Genomic DNA, 16,664 nt, shown 5'->3' on the forward strand with positions numbered 1-16,664 from the left:
GTCGGGCGGCGGCCACCAGTCGGGCGCCCGCCGCCCGCGGGCGGCGGGCGGCTCCCGGACGGGGAAGGATCAGCCGGTGGTGACAAAGTCAATGAGCTCCTCGACCGCGCGTAGCAGACCCACCTCGAGGTCGCTGTAGCTGTCCACGGACGCCAGCACGCGCCGCCACATCTCGGCGGGTTCGCGCACGCCGAGCGCGCGACACACGCCTTCCTTCCACGGCTGCCCGCGTGGCACCTCGGGCCAGGCCTGGATGCCGACGGAGGCGGGCTTCACCGCCTGCCAGATGTCAACGTAGGGATGGCCCGTCACCAGGATGTGCTCGCCTGTGACGGACGCGGCGATCCGGCTCTCCTTGGAGCCGGCGACCAGGTGGTCGACGAGCACCCCCAGCCGGCGCCCGGCGCCCGGCCGGAACGCCGCCACGATCGCCGGCAGCTCGTCCACTCCGTCGAGGGGTTCCACGACGACGCCCTCGACCCTCAGGTCGTCGCCCCAGACCCGCTCGACGAGCGCCGCGTCGTGCAGGCCCTCGACGTAGATCCGGCCGGCCCTGGCGACCCGCGCCGGCGCGTTCGGCACCGCGACCGAGCCGGACGCGGTCCGCCCGGGACCCGCGGGCGCGGCCCGCCGCGGCCGGACCAGAGTCACCCGCCGGCCCTCCAACAGGAACGCCCCGTCTTCCAGTGGGAAGAGGCGGCGGACGCCGAACCGGTCCTCCAATGTGACCCCGGTGGCGTCCAAGCCGACGACGGCGCCGCAGAAACCACTCCCCGCGTCCTCGACGACGAGGTCCGGCTCCGCCTCGACAACGGGTATGGCTGCCGGCGCCTTCTTCGCGGAAGGGGCCAGTACATCCCGGCCATAGTCGCGGCTACGCATACCCGACACCCTAGGATCACAGCACGAGTGACCCCACGCGGGCACACCGGGCGGCACGGGAGGAACACGCCGATGACGACGTATGGCCCTGGGGTCGCGTTGATCGTCGTCGACCTGCAGAACGACTTCGCGACGAGGGAAGGCAGCCTGTACGTCCGTGGCGGCGAGGAGATCGTCGACGCGGTGAATGCGCAGGTGGAGAGGGCGACCGCGGCCGGTTCACCCGTTTTCTGGACGCAGGACTGGCACCCTGAGGTCACGCCGCATTTCGTGACGTCCGGGGGCGTCTGGCCGCCGCACTGCGTGGCCGGGACGGCCGGCGCCGAGTTCCACACCGGTACCCGTGTCACCGGCGAGGTGATCCGCAAGGGTGTCGACGGTGCCGACGGCTACTCGGGGTTCTCGGTGCGCGACCCCAGGTCGGGCGAGCGGACGTCGACCGTGCTTGGTGACCGGCTCGTGGCGGCCGGCTGCGGCCAGGTGGTGGTCGTCGGTCTCGCCGGCGACTACTGCGTCAAGGAAACAGCCCTGGACGCCAGGCGTCTCGGGCTGGACGTCGTCGTCCCGCTCGAGCTCACCCGCTTCGTCAACCTTCAGCCAGGCGACGACGAACGCGCCGTCGCCGAACTGCGCGCCGCGGGCGTCCAGGTGGACACTCCCCCGCTGGCCAGGTCAGACGTCATCTCTTAGGCCGGGCGCGGGTCCCGGGCCGGGGGCGCGGACCTCCCCGATCGGCTTCACCGATCGGCATGGACCTCGGAGCCCCGGCGACCGGGCCTGCGCGGTATGGATGTGCGGTTTCCGTGTCTTGCGGGCGGATGGTCGTTATGCGGCGCAGTCCCGGCAGATCATGCGACGAGCATCTACCAGCTGGCTGCGATGGTGAACCAGGTAGCAGCTGGTGCAGGTGAACTCGTCAGCCTGGCGAGGCAGCACCCGCAGGTTCAGCTCCTCGCCGGACAGGTCAGCTCCGGGCAGGTCGAGCTCGGTCTCGAACGGGTCGACTTCATCACCGAGGTCGGCCGCCGCGTCCGCCCGCCGCGCCTTGAGGGCCTCCAGACTCTGCTCGGGGGCATCCTCGAGATCCGTGGTACGGGGGGTGTCGTAGTCGGTGGCCACTTGATTTCTCCCAGATGGTCGGGGTCCCTGCGAAACCGGCGAGGCCGATTTCGGAGGTCGCGCTCCTCGTGCCCAACCCACAACGCACGACTGTCTGGCAATGTGCCCAGGCTGTGCCCAGGACTTTCCTGTGGCCTTCGCCACACGATACGACCGGGTCACCGCGCAGCGTGGTCGTGCCGGCCCATGGCCGCGCCGCCGCCCCGCGCTCGATGGCCCGTCGGTATCGGCTGAACCTACGCCAGCCCGAAGCCCGACCAGGGCAAGCTGACGTCGTTCTGGCGAGCAATGTACGCAACCCAGCCACCGATGGTGACGCCGCACCGGCCCAGCCGGAGCCAAGTGGCCGCGATGTCGTCCCGCCAACCAACGCACGCACCGCACCCGCCGACGCCGCAGCAACCTGGCAAGGCACCAGCCGGCCACGAAATCGTCCGGCGGACAACGCGCCCACCCCAGCCACCGCCGGTGACGGCGCATCGGCGCAGCGCCAACCCAACCACGTCGTGAACCCGAATCCAGCCCCACCACCGCCATAGGCCAGGGCCCAGAACCACGCAGGGAGCAGGGTTCCTGCCGGATCGCGAAGCGATCTGGGAGGTCAGGCTCAGCGCCCGCGGACCTCCCAGATCGGCTACGCAAGCTCCCGGACCTCCCAGATCGACTCCGCAAGCTCCGTCGATCCGGCAGGAACCCCGGATCCGGCAGGGACCCCGGGCGGGCGGCGCGTCCAGCGCCCGCCGCCCCTTAGCCCGTGCGGCGCAGCCAGGTCACCGGGGCTCCATGGCCGCCGCGGCGCAGCGGCTCGAGCACGTCGTCCCAGTCGGTGCCGAGCAGCCGGTGCAGCCCGCGGGCGAGGGTGTCGCGGCCCTCGCCCCGCTCCAGCAGGGCACGCAGCGCGGCCTCTCCGATGACGACGTCGCCATTGGCGGCGATGCCGACCCGGTGCAGGCCGAGGTCGGGGGTGTAGGAGTAGCGCTCCGCGTCACAGCCGGGCGACGGGCCCTCGACGACCTCGAAGGAGACGTGGCCGAGGCGGCGCAGCCGGGTCGCGAGCCGGCCAGCGGTGGCGGGGGCGCCCCGCCACTCCAGCCCGGCGTAGAGGTTGCCCGGCCGGGCAGGCTGCGGCGACCAGGTGAGTGACACCGTCGCCGACAGTGCGCCGGACACGGCGAACTCCAGGTGTGGGCACAGCGCCGGCGGGCAGGCGAGCACCGACAACATGCCCGGCACCACGTTCGACGCCGAGCTGGATGACAGCCCATGGGCTGACGACATGACCACGGAGTACCTCCGTCGACGAGGAACGCCTTCCCCTTGCGTCTCGTCAGTGGTGGCCTGTTCCGTGTACTGGACGATCGTGCCATGTCGTGGGGGTTGCGGACCACCGGTTTCGCCACCCAAACGAGTTATCTCACCCGCAATCCGGGTGACAGTCCAGCCGAGGTGTCGTCGAGGTCTCCGGCGCGTGTCTGGTCCGTGCCGCCGCGCACCAGCCCGTGCCGGGTCGGGCTCGGCCCGCTTCCGCCGCGGACGGCCCCGTGAGCCACGACACGCTGGTCCTCGTTCGGCGCCACACGGTTCCCCCACCGGGCGATCCCGTTCGCCCAGCGTGCCGCATGCGCTCCTCCGTCCACGGAACACCAGGCGCGCGCACGGGCACCGGACCCATGAGGGGGTAGATTCCGTAGGCTTCGCGGGTATGTCGCAGGTCTGGCCTGGCCACCCCTATCCCCTGGGCGCCACATATGACGGGTCCGGCACCAACTTCGCGATCTTCTCCGAAGTGGCGGAGCGGGTCGAGCTGTGCCTGTTCGACGAGGCGGGCACCGAGCGGCGCGTCGAGCTGCATGAGAAGGACGCCTTCGTCTGGCACGGCTACCTGCCCGGAGTCGGCCCGGGCCAGCGCTACGGCTACCGGGTCCACGGCCCGCACGACCCGGCCCACGGCGTGCGCTGCAACCCGAGCAAGCTGCTGCTCGATCCGTACGCCAAGGCCGTCGACGGTGAGATCGACTGGGACCAGGCGTGCTTCGGCTACACCTTCGGCGACCCGGACAGCCTCAACACCGCGGACTCGGCGCCGCACGTGATGAAGTCGGTGGTGATCAGCCCGTTCTTCGACTGGAACGGCGACCGGCCGCCGCGCACCCCGTACGAGAAGACGGTCATCTACGAGGCGCACGTCCGCGGCCTGACCATGCGCCACCCCGACCTGCCCGACGGCTACCGCGGCACCTATGCCGGCGTCGCCCACCCGCTCATGATCGAGCACTACCAGAAGCTCGGCGTCACCGCCGTCGAGCTCATGCCGGTACACCAGTTCGTACACGACGAGCACCTGGTACGCCAGGGCCTGCGCAACTACTGGGGCTACAACTCGATCGCCTTCCTCGCCCCGCACAACGCCTACTCCGCCTCCGGCGGCCTCGGCCAGCAGGTCCAGGAGTTCAAGGGCATGGTCAGGGACCTGCACAACGCCGGGATCGAGGTGATCCTCGACGTCGTCTACAACCACACCGCGGAGGGCAACCACCTGGGCCCGATACTCTGCTTCCGCGGCATCGACAACGGGGCCTACTACCGGCTCATGGAGGACGACCCGCGGTATTACATGGACTACACCGGCACCGGCAACACGATGCACGTCCGCCACCCGCACGTGCTCCAGCTGATCATGGACTCGTTGCGTTACTGGGCGACGGAGATGCACGTCGACGGTTTCCGGTTCGACCTGGCCGCGACGCTCGCCCGCGAGTTCTACGACGTGGACCGCCTGTCGAGCTTCTTCGACCTGGTGCAGCAGGACCCGGTCGTCTCCCAGGTGAAGCTGATCGCCGAGCCGTGGGACGTCGGTGAGGGCGGCTACCAGGTCGGCAACTTCCCCCCGCTGTGGACCGAGTGGAACGGCAAGTACCGCGACACCGTCCGCGACTTCTGGCGCGGTGCCGACCACGGCATCGCCGAGTTCGCCTCCCGGCTGACCGGCTCCAGCGACCTCTACCAGTTCAACGGCCGCCGCCCGATCGCGTCGATCAACTTCGTCACCGCGCACGACGGCTTCACGCTCGCCGACCTGGTCTCATACAACGGCAAGCACAACGAGGCGAACGGCGAGGAGAACCGGGACGGCTCCGACGACAACCGGTCATGGAACTGCGGGGTCGAGGGGCCGACGGACGACGCGGCGGTGCTCGCGCTGCGCGGGGCGCAGGCCCGTAACCTGCTCACAACGCTGTTCCTGTCCCAGGGGGTGCCAATGCTCGTCGCCGGTGACGAGCTGGGCCGTACCCAGGGCGGCAACAACAACGGCTACTGCCAGGACAACGAGACGAGCTGGGTGGACTGGTCGCTGGCCACCCAGAACGCCGACCTGGAGCGGTTCACCGCCGCGGTGTCGCGGCTGCGCCGTGAACACCCCGTGTTCCGCCGCCGCCGGTTCTTCCACGGCGCCCCGATCCGGGGAACGGGCGACGGCGAGTACGAGGACGGCGCTCCCCCGAAGGACGACGGTGTCCCCCTGAAGGACATCGTGTGGCTGCGCCCGGACGGCGGCGAGATGTCCGACCACGACTGGGAGTCCGGCACGGCGCAGTCGCTGGCGGTGTTCCTCAATGGCCGCGGCATCCCCGACCCGGACGAACGCGGCGAGCCGGTCGTCGACACCTCGTTCCTGATGTTCTTCAACACCCACCACGAGACGGTCAGTTTCCAGGCGCCGCCGGCGGAGCTCGGGGCCAGCTGGGAGATCGTCGTCGACACCCGCGCCGCCGCCGAGCCCCCTGACGGCGACACCCGGGCGAACGCCGGGCCCCACCTGGTCAAGGCCGGCGACGCAATACCCCTCGACGCCCGCTCGACCCTGGTCCTGCGCCGTGCCGACTAAGCCCCCCCACCGATTCGCCCGAGGCACGCGGTCGGTCATGTGCTGCCTTGCGGGGGTCGGTGTGGCGAATCGCAGACCTCCCCGATCGCTAACCTCCCAGCAGACCTCCCAGATCGGCTCCGCCAATCCGGCGGGGACCCCGGGCTCCGCCGATCCGGCAGGGACCCTGTCGCCGATCGGGCAGGATCCCCGGGGACCCCGGCCAACTCGAGCCCATACCGATCGGCGTTGGCGCAGGCGCTTTCACGGCTCGCTCCACCTTGCTCGGGTCCGGGTCGTTGGACCGACCGCCGGTGGGGGGCGGATGGGGGGTCTCGATGAATGACGGCCCGATGGGCGACGAGCGCACCCGGGTCGTGCCGACGTCGACCTACCGGCTCCAGCTGCACCTGGAGTTCAACTTCACCGACGCCGCGGTGATCGTGCCGTACCTGGCGGCGCTCGGCGTCTCGCACCTGTACCTGTCGCCGGTCCTTGAGGCCGCGCCCGGCTCGATGCACGGCTACGACATCGTCGAGCACGGCCGGATCAGCCCGGAGCTCGGCGGCGTCGGCGGGCTGCGCCGGCTCACCGCCGCCTGCCGGCGGGCGGGGCTGGGCCTCGTCGTCGACGTGGTGCCCAATCACATGGCCATCCCGACCCCACAGACCGCGAACCCCGTCTGGTGGTCGGTGCTGCGCGAGGGCCCCGACTCCCCCTACGCCGGCTGGTTCGACATCGACTGGGCGTCGACGGACAACCCGGGCAAGGTGCTGATGCCGCTGCTCGGCCAGCCGTTGCACGACTGCCTCGAGGCCGACGAGATCACCCTGGTCAGGACCGTCGACGCGGCGGAGACCGGCGCCGGGGACCTCGCCGGGTTCGGCGACGCGGGCGCCGACGATGACGCCGCCGACGGCGACGACTGGGTGATCACCTACTACGACCACGTCCTCCCGGTCGCGCCCGGCACCGCCGACCCGGACGACCTGGCCGGCACGCTCGACGCCCAGTACTACCGGCTGTGCTGGTGGCGCACCGCCGGCACCGAGCTCAACTACCGGCGGTTCTTCGACATCACCACGCTCCCGGCACTGCGCCAGGAGGACCCCGACGTCTTCGCCGCCACCCACCGCCTCCTCATCGACCTGGTCCGCGCCGGCACCGTCGAGGGGTTGCGCATCGACCACCCCGACGGCCTCGCCGACCCGGAGGAGTACCTGCGCCGGCTCTCGGACGCGACCGGCGGGGTGTGGACGGTCGTCGAGAAGATCCTCGAGGGCGACGAGTCACTGCCCGAGGCGTGGGCCTGCGACGGCACCACCGGCTACGAGGCCCTGAACAGGATCACCCGGCTCTTCCTCGACCCGCATGCCGCCCGCCCGCTGGCCGCGCTCTACGCCGAGGTCTCCGGCGAGGCGCCCGACTGGGCGCACACCGCGCACCAGGCCAAGCTGGACGTGCTGGACAACGTGCTGCGCCCCGAGCTGGACCGGCTGACGGCGCTCGCGCTCACCGAGGCCCGCCGGGACCGCGCCGACCTGACCCGCACCGGCCTGCGCGAGGCGCTGCGCGAGGTGCTCGCCGGCTTCGGCGTCTACCGGGCCTACCTCCGCCCCGACGGCACGCCGTCGCTGGAGGCCCGCTCGCACGTCGTCCGGGCCTGCGAGGAGGCCCGCCGCAGGCTCCCGCGCCGCGCCACCGAGATCGACCTGATCGAGGACCTGGCGCTCGGCGGCCCGGCGGAGTTCGTCGTCCGCTTCCAGCAGACCTGCGGCCCGGTGATGGCCAAGGGTGTCGAGGACACCGCGTTCTACCGGTTCGGCCAAGTGGTCGCGCTCAACGAGGTAGGTGGTGACCCGGGTGCCTACCCGGCCTTCCCGCCCGGCCATCCGCGCAGCGCCGTCCACGAGTTCCACGAGGCCAACGTCACGACGGCGCGGACCTGGCCGCTGACGATGACGACGCTGTCCACCCACGACACCAAACGCTCTGAGGACGTCCGAGCGCGCCTCGCGGTCCTCTCGGAGGACCCGCGCGGCTGGGCGGACGTGGTCCGCCAGCTCGGCCGGCTCGGCTACCGGCACACCGACGCCGAGCGCGGCTGGCCGGACCCGGTCACCGTCTACCACCTGATCCAGACCCTGGTCGGCGCATGGCCGATCTCCGCGGAGCGGGTCCGCGAGTACATGCTCAAGGCGGTCCGCGAGGCCAAGGTGCACACCTCGTGGAGCGACCAGGACCCCTCGTACGAGAACGCGCTCACCACCTACGTCGACGCGGCCCTCGAGGACCCGGACTTCGTCGCCGCGCTGGAGAACTACGTCTCCACGATCGTCGAGCTCGGCCGGCAGAACTCGCTGGCGGCCCGGCTGCTGCAGCTCACCGCGCCCGGCGTCCCGGACGTCTACCAGGGCCAGGAGCTGTGGGACCACTCGCTGGTCGACCCGGACAACCGTCGGCCGGTGAACTTCGGGGAGCGCACCAAGTTGCTCGGCGAGCTCGGCACCGACCCGGTGCCGCGGCGCCCGCCGTCGCTCGACGACACCGGCGCCGCCAAGCTCCTGGTGGTTTCCCGGGCGCTGCGGGTGCGCCGCGAGCACCCCGAGTGGTTCGGGCCGGGGTCGTCCTACCGGCCCCTGTGGGCGTCGGGCTCGGCGGCCGAGCACCTGGTGGCGTTCACGAGGGCCGAGTCCGTGGTGACCGTGGTGCCCCGGCTGGTGCTGGGCCTACGCCGCGGCGGCGGCTGGCGCGACACCACGCTCACCCTGCCCGACGGCCGCTGGCTCGACGTCCTCACCGGCCGCCGCCACGACGGTGGTACCGCCTACGTCCTGCGCCTACTGCGCGACTTCCCCGTCACCATGCTCATCCGCGTCCCCTGAGCCGATCCCAGCCCCGGCCCTCTGCCGCTGCTGGAGGCCACCAGGCCCAAGACCAGTCAGACGCCACCCGCCACCGCCGACGCACCGCGTCTGACTGACCTCCGGCGGGCCTGCCCTCGCCTGGGCGATGTTGGTGGGAGGTCACCCACCGCCCGCACGACGACCACGAGGCTGTGTTCCGCGACCAGCGACTCCTGACGGTCGTCGCCCACCGAGGCGGCGCACGGCAAAGTCGTGGCGTTCGGCGTTCGGCGTTTAGCGGGTGGGGGTTCGGGCGGTATGACAGAGGCGATGAGCACTTTTCGGGTCTGGGCACCCCTCGCGAAGTCCGTCGCCGTCGTCACCGCCGAGCCCGGCGGCCCGCCCAAGGCCGGCGGCCCCGACGGGCCGGACGAGGCCGGTGCCGCCGGGTCCGCGGCGGACCTGGTCACCGACCTGGCGCCGGCCGCCGGTGGCTGGTGGACGGCCGAGGTGCCGGGCGCCGGGCACGGCACCGACTATGCGTTCCGGCTAGACGGCGCGGACGAGGAGCTGCCCGACCCACGGTCGGCGTGGCAACCGTACGGGGTGCACGGACGCTCCCGGGTCGTCGACCACGGCCGGTTCGCCTGCACGGACCACGGCTGGCGGGGCGTGCCGCTCGCCGGAAGCGTGCTCTACGAGTTGCACGTCGGCACGTTCACCCCGGAGGGGACCTTCGACGCCGCCATCGGCCGGCTCGACCACCTCGTCGACCTCGGCGTCGACGCCGTCGAGCTACTGCCGGTGAACGCCTTTCCCGGCCGGCACGGCTGGGGCTACGACGGCGTCGGCCTCTTCGCCGTCCACGACCCGTACGGCGGCCCAGATGGACTCAGGCGGTTCGTCGACGCCGCCCACGCCCGCGGCCTCGGCGTGGTCATGGACGTCGTCTACAACCATCTCGGACCCGACGGGAACTACCTCGGACGGTTCGGCCCCTACTTCACCGACCGGTACGCCACCCCGTGGGGCGCGGCGGTCAACCTCGACGACTCCGACTCCGACGAGGTACGGGCCTTCATCCTCGACAACGCGCTCGCCTGGCTGCGGGACTACCACTGCGACGGGCTGCGGGTGGACGCGGTGCACGCGCTGCGCGACAGCCGGGCGATGCACATCCTCGAGGAGCTCTCGACGGCCGTCCGCCGCCTCGGCGCGCACCAGCGACGGCCGCTGTTCCTCATCGCCGAGTCCGATCTCAACGACCCGCGGATGATCACCTCGCTCGAGGCCGGCGGCCACGGGATGGACGGGCAGTGGGCCGACGACGTCCACCACGCCCTGTGGACGGCGCTGTCCGGCGAGCGGCAGGGCTACTACCGCGACTTCGGCTCGCTCGCGACGCTCGCGAAGGCCTTCGAGGGCGGATTCGTGCATGACGGGACGTACTCGACGTTCCGCGGCCGCGCCCACGGGCGGAAGATCCCGTCGTCGGTGCCGGCGTCCCGGCTCGTCACCTTCCTGCAGGACCACGATCAGGTCGGCAACCGCGCCACCGGCGACCGGGCAGCCGCGACGCTGTCCGACGGTCTGCTGCGGGTCGGCGCCGCGCTGCTGCTGGCCGGGCCGTTCACGCCGATGCTGTTCATGGGCGAGGAGTGGGGCGCGACCACCCCGTGGGCCTACTTCACCGACCATGAGGCGGACTGGCTCGCCCAGGCGGTCCGCGACGGCCGGCGGGCCGAGTTCGCCACACATGGCTGGAACCCGGACGATGTGCCCGACCCGCAGGACGAGGCCACGTTCACCGGGTCGAAGCTGGACTGGTCACAGCCGGCCGCCGAGCCGCACCGAAGCCTCCTCGACTGGCACCGGCGCCTGATCGGGCTGCGCCGCGCGGTCGAGGACCTCGCCGACCCGTCCTGGGACGGCGTGCGCTGCGCCTACGACGAGCAGGCCCGGTGGTTCGTGCTGTACCGAGGCGGCCCGCCGGCCGAGGTCGCAGTGGTGTGCAACCTGTCGGGGACGCGGCAGTCGATCCCCGTCGACCCGACGGATCCGGCCGGCGACGACACGGACCTGCCAGGGCCGGGCGGAGTGGTGCTCGACGTGCTGGCGGCGTCGACCCCCGGATTCGTCTACCAACCGGACAGCGTCGAGACCGACGGCGAGTCGGTGGTGATCGCCCGGCTGCTGCCGCGCCACCTCGGGGAGCACCGCCCGGCATCGGGCGGGCCACCGGCCTAGCACCCCGCGGCCTGGTACTCCGCCGCGGCTGGATGCCAGGCGACGGCCCGCCATCGTCGCCTGGCCCTCGGCCTAGCGTTCGCGGGTGGTCTCCTGGGGGCTCTCGGCGCGGCGGAGCACGAAGTACAGCAGCCCGAGCAGGCCCAGCGCGAACAGCAGGACCACTACCAGCAGAATCACGTACGTCGCCATGGCCCTATCGTCGCCGCCCCGCCCGCCGTCGGAAAATCCGCCCCGCCCCGCCGATCCGGCGGGGGCCCTGTCACCGGTCCGCCAGGCCGGCCGGCCGGACCGCCGGAAAGTCCACGGCCCGCTCGGTGACCATCGTCAGACGTGCCCAGCCGGCACCGCTCCCACCCCTCCAAGCGCGAAAGATCCCGGCCGGAGAGGCGCGGCCACGCTCCGCCAGCCACGCTCCGCCAGCCGCCAGCTGACATCCCGTCAGTGATCCTGGGGACAACGGCCGCCGGACGTGCGAAGGAAGATCATTTTCGCACGCCCTTTGGCCCTCTAGCCGCTAGCTGGTGCCCACGCCCTGCCAGACGGCCTCCGCGCCGGCGTGGCCAATCCGGATCACCTCGACGACCGTCACCACGGCGAGAGCCAGCACGATCACGGAGACGACGAGCGCCACAACGCGCATCCTGGAGCCGGTCGCCGTCGCCGCACGAGCTCCCGTCCCGGGAGCCGGTGTCGACCAGGCGGTGGGGCGCCAGCCGTCGGCCCACAGCAGCAGGACCGCGGCCACGAACAGCGCGGCCACCCACGGCAGCAGCTGCTCGCCGAGGTCCGCATGCCGGTTGATCAGCGGGTTGTCGACCCCCAGCCGGTCGCGCAGCTTGTCTCCGGTCGCCGTCGTGATCGGGACCAGGATGAGCGCGACGGCCGCGCCGAGCGTGGGCAGAGGCCCGAGGGTGCGCCGCAGCCGCGGCCACAGCGCGGAGAGCGCCAACAATGCCGCCGCCAGCGGTATCAGCACGACCGTGGCGTGGACAATCAGGGCATGGGTGGGAAGCCCGGACACAGTATCGGGCAACGCGGCCTCCGGCGTGGGCTGAGCGGACATGAGGGGTAGCGGACCATCCGCCGCGGCACGCAGGCCGCGGCGGAGATCGCCTTAGACCCTGCCGACGTCGCCTGAAGATGTCCTGAGAAACCCCGCCGCCTTAGCAGCCTGCTTACTACTTGCCTGGTGCCAGCCGGTCCAGGCGCACCGACGGGACCGCGCGATGCGCCCGCCGGCTTGCCGCCCGCCGCCGGCCGGCGCGACCAGCCTTCGGCGCTACGGGGTGGGAAGGCCCTCCGGTCCGGAGGCGGAGGCCGGCGGCTTGGCGAGGCGGCCACCGGGCCGCGGGGTGGCGTCCGGGTCGCCGTCGCCGGCCGAAGGCAACCCGGCCGGCGGCCGCGTCGAGGCCGGACTCGCGGGCGGAGCCGCTGCCGACGGCCTGCCGAGCAGGCCGTTCAGCTCGCCGAGGCCGTTGCCGAGCGCGGTGGTCAGCTCGCTGGGGACGATCCACAGCTTGCTCGCCTGCCCTTGGGCGATCTCCGGGAGGGTCTGCAGGTATTTGTAGGCGAGCAGTTTCTGGTCCGCGTCACCCGCGTGGATGGCGGCGAACACGGTCGCGATCGCCTTCGCCTCGCCGTCGGCGCGCAGGATCTGCGCCTGCTGGTCGCCCTCGGCTCGCAGGATCGCCGCCTGCTTCTCGCCCTCGGCGCGCAGGATCTCGCTCTGCCGGATGCCCTCGGCGCCGAGGATCGCGGCGCGGCGGTCCCGCTCGGCGCGCATCTGCTTCTCCATCGCCTCCTGCACGGAGCGCGGGGGCTCTATGGCCTTGATCTCCACACGGTTGACCCGGATGCCCCACTTACCGGTCGCCTCGTCGAGCACGCCGCGCAGCGCGGTGTTGATCTGATCCCGCGAGGTGAGCGCGGCCTCCAGGTGCAGGCCGCCGATGACGTTGCGCAGTGTGGTGACGGTGAGCTGTTCGATCGCCTGGATGAAGTTGGCGATCTCATAGGTGGCCGCGCGCGGGTCGGTGACCTGGAAATACAGGACCGTGTCGATGCCGACGACCAGGTTGTCCTCGGTGATCACCGGCTGGGGTGGGAAGGCCACGACCTGCTCGCGCAGGTCGATGCGCTCTCGGATCCGGTCGATGAACGGCAGCACCAGCGCGAGCCCCGGCACGAGGGTGCGGTTGTAACGGCCGAGCCGCTCGACGACCATCGCGCGGGCCTGCGGGACGATCTTGATCGTCCGGACGACGAAGATCAGCGCGACGAACGCCAAGACGACCGCCGCGATCAGTCCACCGGTCATGCCAATTCCCCTCGTGGAGCCTCCGGCCCCGGGATTTCCTCCTGGTGGACGACGGCCGTCGCCCCGTCGATACGCAGCACCCGCACCCGGCTACCGGCGGCGAGCACGGCGTCCTCCGGGTAGGCCCGCGCCGACCAGACCTCGCCCCTGATCTTCACCCGGCCGTCGTCACGGTCGACCCGCTCGAGGACGACGCCCTCGACGCCGATCAGCGCATCCGTGCCGGTGGTGGTGAGCGGGGTGTTCATGAGGTGGCGGCGGGCGATCGGGCGCAGCCCGAAGGTCAGGCCGCCGGACGCGACCACGAACACCACGACCTGCCAGGCCGTGTCGCCGCCGAGGAGCGCCACCAGCGCGGAGACGAGCGCCGCGCCCGCCAACATGAGCAGGAAGAGACCGCCGGTGAGCAGCTCACCGACCGCGAGCGCCCCCGCCACCACGAACCAGACAACCTCTGCCGGCACGACTTCATCGTAGGCCCGGTCATGCGTCGGATGACGCCTCAATGTCGGCCGCCGGACAAACGGGAATCAGGCCGTTCGACCGTCGCGAAAGACCCCCACGCGGACATCGCGGGTCGGGTTGCCCCCGGGCCCGAGCGTGGCTTCAACCCGCGCAGGCCGGCTGGCGGACCGGGTTGGGTACCGTTGATGACAGCCTCTCACCGCCGACCCGGCAGGGACCCTGTCGCCGATCCGGCGGGGAACCGGGCGCGGATGTCCGACCGCCCGCCAGCAACCCATTCCCGACAAAGGAACCGTGACCACACCGTGTCCGTGATGACATCCCGGCAGCGCATCGCCTACCAGGGCGAGCCTGGAGCGAACTCCCATCTCGCCTGTCGGAACGTCTATCCGGACTTCGACGCGGTGCCGTTCCAGACCTTCGAGGAGTGCTTCGCCTCGATCGAGGACGGCACGGTGGAGCTGGCGATGATCCCGGTGGAGAACTCCACCGCGGGCCGGGTCGCCGACATCCACCACCTGCTTCCGCAGGCGACGGCCCACATCATCGGCGAGTACTTCCTGCCGGTGAACCACCAGCTCATGGCGCTGCCGGGCGCGACGCTCGACGGCCTGAAGACCGTGCACAGCCATCCGCAGGCGCTGGCCCAGTGCCGGGAGGCGCTGCGGGGGCTCGGCCTGCGGGCCGTGCCGGACGCGGACACGGCCGGGGCCGCGCGCGAGCTCGCCCAGTCCGGCGACCTCACCAGGGCGGCGATCGCCTCCGGGATGGCCGCCGAGGTCTACGGGCTGACGATCCTGCGCGCCGACCTGGAGGACGAGGACCACAACACCACCCGGTTCCTCATCTTCTCCGGCGAGAACCTCCGGGCCGCCGCCGGCGTGCACGAGCTGGTGACGACGTTCTTCTTCGAGGTGAAGAACCGGCCGGCCGCGCTCTACAAGGCGCTCGGCGGCTTCGCCACCAACGGCGTCAACATGACGAAGCTGGAGAGCTTCATGGTGAGCGGCAACTTCGTCGCCACCCAGTTCCTCGCCGACATCGAGGGCAGCCCGGAGGAGCCGGCCGTCGCGCGAGCGTTCGAGGAGCTGGCCTTCTTCGCCGACTACCGCATCCTCGGCGTCTACCGCGCCAGCCGGTACCGCGAGCGCATCGCCGGGAGCACCGCCGCCAGCCGGCCCCGCGACGCCGCCGGCTGACCCGTCCAGGAAGGGCCGCCGTCATGAGCCCCCGCACACACGGCACATCGGCCGGGGCCGAACGCTAGGGTCGGGCCGATGCGCCGCCTGCTGCCCCTGCCCGAACCCGGCTCGCCGGCCCGGCCCGGGCCGGGCGACCCCGGCCTGGCCCAGGACGACCTGGATGCCGCCTACGCCGTGCCCGCGCTCCTCCCGGGCACCGCCCACGTCCGCGCGAACTTCGTCGCGTCGGCGGACGGTGCGGCCGAGGTGAGCGGCCGCTCGGGCGCCCTCGGCGGGCCGGCGGACCGGTGGGTGTTCCGCACGCTGCGCTGGCTCGCCGACGTCGTGGTCGTCGGGGCGGGCACCGCTCGGACCGAGGACTACGGCCCCGCCATCGTTCCGCCCGAGCGACGGGAGGCGCGGGTCGCGGCCGGGCTCGCGCCCGTCCCACCGATCGCGGTGATCAGCGGGTCGATGGAGCTCGACCCGACGGCGCGCCTGTTCGACGCCGAGGTCCGGCCGCTCCTGCTCACTCGGGCGAGCGCGCCGGCGGACCGGGTGGCGGCGCTGCGCGAGGTCGCCGACGTCGTCGTCTGCGGCGACGAGCGGGTGGAGCTGAAGGCGGCCCTGGCCGAGCTGGTCGCGCGCGGCCTGCCGCGGGTGCTCACGGAGGGCGGCCCGTTGCTGCATGCCCAGCTGGCCGGCGCCGGGCTGCTCGACGAGCTGTGCCTGACGGTCGCGCCGCTGCTCGGCGGGCCGGGGCACCTGGGCATCGTCGCCGGGCTCCCCTGGCCGTCGGCACGGGCGATGGAACTGGCGCATCTCCTCGAGGAGGACGGCACGCTGTTCCTCCGCTACCGGCTCACCCGCGAACAGTAACGGGTCGCTACCCCACGTCATATCCACAGGTCAGCGGCCGTCCACAGCCAGCGGTCGACCTCTTCCGAGCGCGTCGCGGTCTGGCTAGCGTGCCAGCCAGTCCCGGGCGATGCGCGGGCACCGGGTCGGCGATCGTTGGCGAAGGGCGGTGGACCGTGGCGGGCACGTCGGTCTACGCGAGTGGTGCGGGCAGCGCGGGCCGTCGTGGCGGCCCCGCGGCGCTGCCACCAGCCGGGCTGGTAGCCAACGAGCGGCGCGGCACGCTGCTGGCCGCGACCGCGGCGCTCCGCATGGTGGACGCCGAGACAGCGACGGCGTTCGACCAGGTCACCACGGTGTTCGATGGCGGCGCGTGGGAGGGCCGGGCGGCGACGGCGTGGGGTACTGAGCTCTCCCGGGTGCGCGCCGTGACCGCGGAGGCGCTCGCCGGGGCGGCGCTGGACTGTGCCGGAGCGGCGAGGGCCGAGCCGGAGTGGGTGGCGCCGGACGACCCGCGGGCGATCCCTGCGGTGCCGGTTCCGGGCGTCCCGCCCGGCGGGCGGTGATCGGCCGTGCCCGGTCCCCGCGAACGCGTCATGCTGGACACAGCCCTCACCAGGACGCTCGTCGAGCGGCTGAAGGCGCTGCGTGACGTGCTGTGGCGGTATGCGCGGGTGGTCGCGGCGCTGCTCGCCCCGCTCGGCCGGCCCGGCGACCCCGCGGCGGAGCTGCGGCGCGCCGCCGTATGGGCCGACGATGCGCAGCGAATGCTGACCCGCCGGCTCGCGCTGGTACAGGCCGCGGACGGGGCACACCGCGCCGTGACGCTCGACGGCCCTGTGGCGGCGGGCGGCACGGCGAGCGGCGGGAGGGTCATGCTG

The 16,664-nt window shown here is 72.3% G+C and carries 13 protein-coding genes and 1 pseudogene; 8 read left to right on the plus strand and 6 right to left on the minus strand.

Annotation, left to right across the window (positions count from 1 at the left end):
• Positions 1–69: 69 nt before the first annotated feature.
• Positions 70–882 (minus strand): DUF3097 domain-containing protein, encoded by an 813-nt coding sequence (locus BCD48_RS35985; RefSeq protein ID WP_071052873.1) that lies wholly within the window; start codon positions 880–882, stop codon positions 70–72.
• Positions 883–954: 72 nt separating this feature from the next.
• Here BCD48_RS35985 and BCD48_RS35990 point away from each other — a divergent pair, with 72 nt between their 5' ends.
• Positions 955–1,572, plus strand: coding sequence for an isochorismatase family protein (locus BCD48_RS35990; RefSeq protein ID WP_071052874.1), 618 nt, complete (start codon positions 955–957; stop codon positions 1,570–1,572).
• A gap of 135 nt (positions 1,573–1,707) precedes the next feature.
• Here BCD48_RS35990 and BCD48_RS35995 read toward each other — a convergent pair whose 3' ends face one another.
• Positions 1,708–2,001 carry a DUF4193 domain-containing protein gene (locus tag BCD48_RS35995; RefSeq protein ID WP_071052875.1) on the minus strand — a complete coding sequence of 98 codons (294 nt, stop codon included), beginning with the start codon at positions 1,999–2,001 and terminating at the stop codon, positions 1,708–1,710.
• Between the two features lie 747 nt (positions 2,002–2,748).
• Complete coding sequence (locus BCD48_RS36000) at positions 2,749–3,279, minus strand: DUF3145 domain-containing protein (RefSeq protein ID WP_071052885.1); 531 nt, start codon at positions 3,277–3,279, stop codon at positions 2,749–2,751.
• Positions 3,280–3,703: 424 nt separating this feature from the next.
• On the opposite strand from BCD48_RS36000, the gene glgX reads away from it, so the two are divergent.
• From glgX to treZ, 3 genes are all read left to right on the plus strand, one after another.
• Positions 3,704–5,887 carry a glycogen debranching protein GlgX gene (gene glgX, locus BCD48_RS36005; protein WP_071052876.1) on the plus strand — a complete coding sequence of 728 codons (2,184 nt, stop codon included), beginning with the start codon at positions 3,704–3,706 and terminating at the stop codon, positions 5,885–5,887.
• 317 nt (positions 5,888–6,204) lie between these two features.
• Complete coding sequence (gene treY / locus BCD48_RS36010) at positions 6,205–8,751, plus strand: malto-oligosyltrehalose synthase (RefSeq protein WP_083419720.1); 2,547 nt, start codon at positions 6,205–6,207, stop codon at positions 8,749–8,751.
• A 291-nt stretch (positions 8,752–9,042) separates the two neighbouring features.
• Positions 9,043–10,959 (plus strand): malto-oligosyltrehalose trehalohydrolase, encoded by a 1,917-nt coding sequence (treZ, locus tag BCD48_RS36015; protein WP_071052877.1) that lies wholly within the window; start codon positions 9,043–9,045, stop codon positions 10,957–10,959.
• Between the two features lie 517 nt (positions 10,960–11,476).
• Here the strand turns inward: treZ and BCD48_RS36020 are convergent.
• From BCD48_RS36020 to BCD48_RS36030, 3 genes are all read right to left on the minus strand, one after another.
• A complete protein-coding gene (locus BCD48_RS36020; protein ID WP_083419726.1) occupies positions 11,477–11,995 on the minus strand; it encodes a DUF2231 domain-containing protein in 519 nt (172 codons plus the stop codon).
• Between the two features lie 246 nt (positions 11,996–12,241).
• Positions 12,242–13,279 carry an SPFH domain-containing protein gene (locus tag BCD48_RS36025; RefSeq protein WP_083419721.1) on the minus strand — a complete coding sequence of 346 codons (1,038 nt, stop codon included), beginning with the start codon at positions 13,277–13,279 and terminating at the stop codon, positions 12,242–12,244.
• The gene (locus BCD48_RS36030; protein ID WP_071052879.1) at positions 13,276–13,743 is read right to left on the minus strand and encodes an NfeD family protein; all 468 of its coding nucleotides are present in this window, start codon (positions 13,741–13,743) and stop codon (positions 13,276–13,278) included. Before BCD48_RS36030 ends, BCD48_RS36025 begins: the two co-directional genes overlap by 4 nt.
• A gap of 315 nt (positions 13,744–14,058) precedes the next feature.
• Between BCD48_RS36030 and BCD48_RS36035 the strand changes: the two genes are divergently transcribed.
• From BCD48_RS36035 to BCD48_RS36050, 4 genes and pseudogenes are all read left to right on the plus strand, one after another.
• Entirely contained in the window at positions 14,059–14,943 is an 885-nt protein-coding gene (locus tag BCD48_RS36035) for a prephenate dehydratase (RefSeq protein WP_071052880.1), read from the plus strand.
• A gap of 78 nt (positions 14,944–15,021) precedes the next feature.
• Complete coding sequence (locus tag BCD48_RS36040; protein ID WP_071052881.1) at positions 15,022–15,804, plus strand: pyrimidine reductase family protein; 783 nt, start codon at positions 15,022–15,024, stop codon at positions 15,802–15,804.
• Positions 15,805–15,959: 155 nt separating this feature from the next.
• Positions 15,960–16,349 (plus strand): hypothetical protein, encoded by a 390-nt coding sequence (locus tag BCD48_RS36045; protein WP_071052882.1) that lies wholly within the window; start codon positions 15,960–15,962, stop codon positions 16,347–16,349.
• A gap of 30 nt (positions 16,350–16,379) precedes the next feature.
• A pseudogene (locus BCD48_RS36050) lies at positions 16,380–16,664 on the plus strand (hypothetical protein); the annotation flags it as partial.

Source organism: Pseudofrankia coriaricola (assembly GCF_001854805.1).
Lineage (GTDB): Bacteria > Actinomycetota > Actinomycetes > Frankiales > Frankiaceae > Pseudofrankia.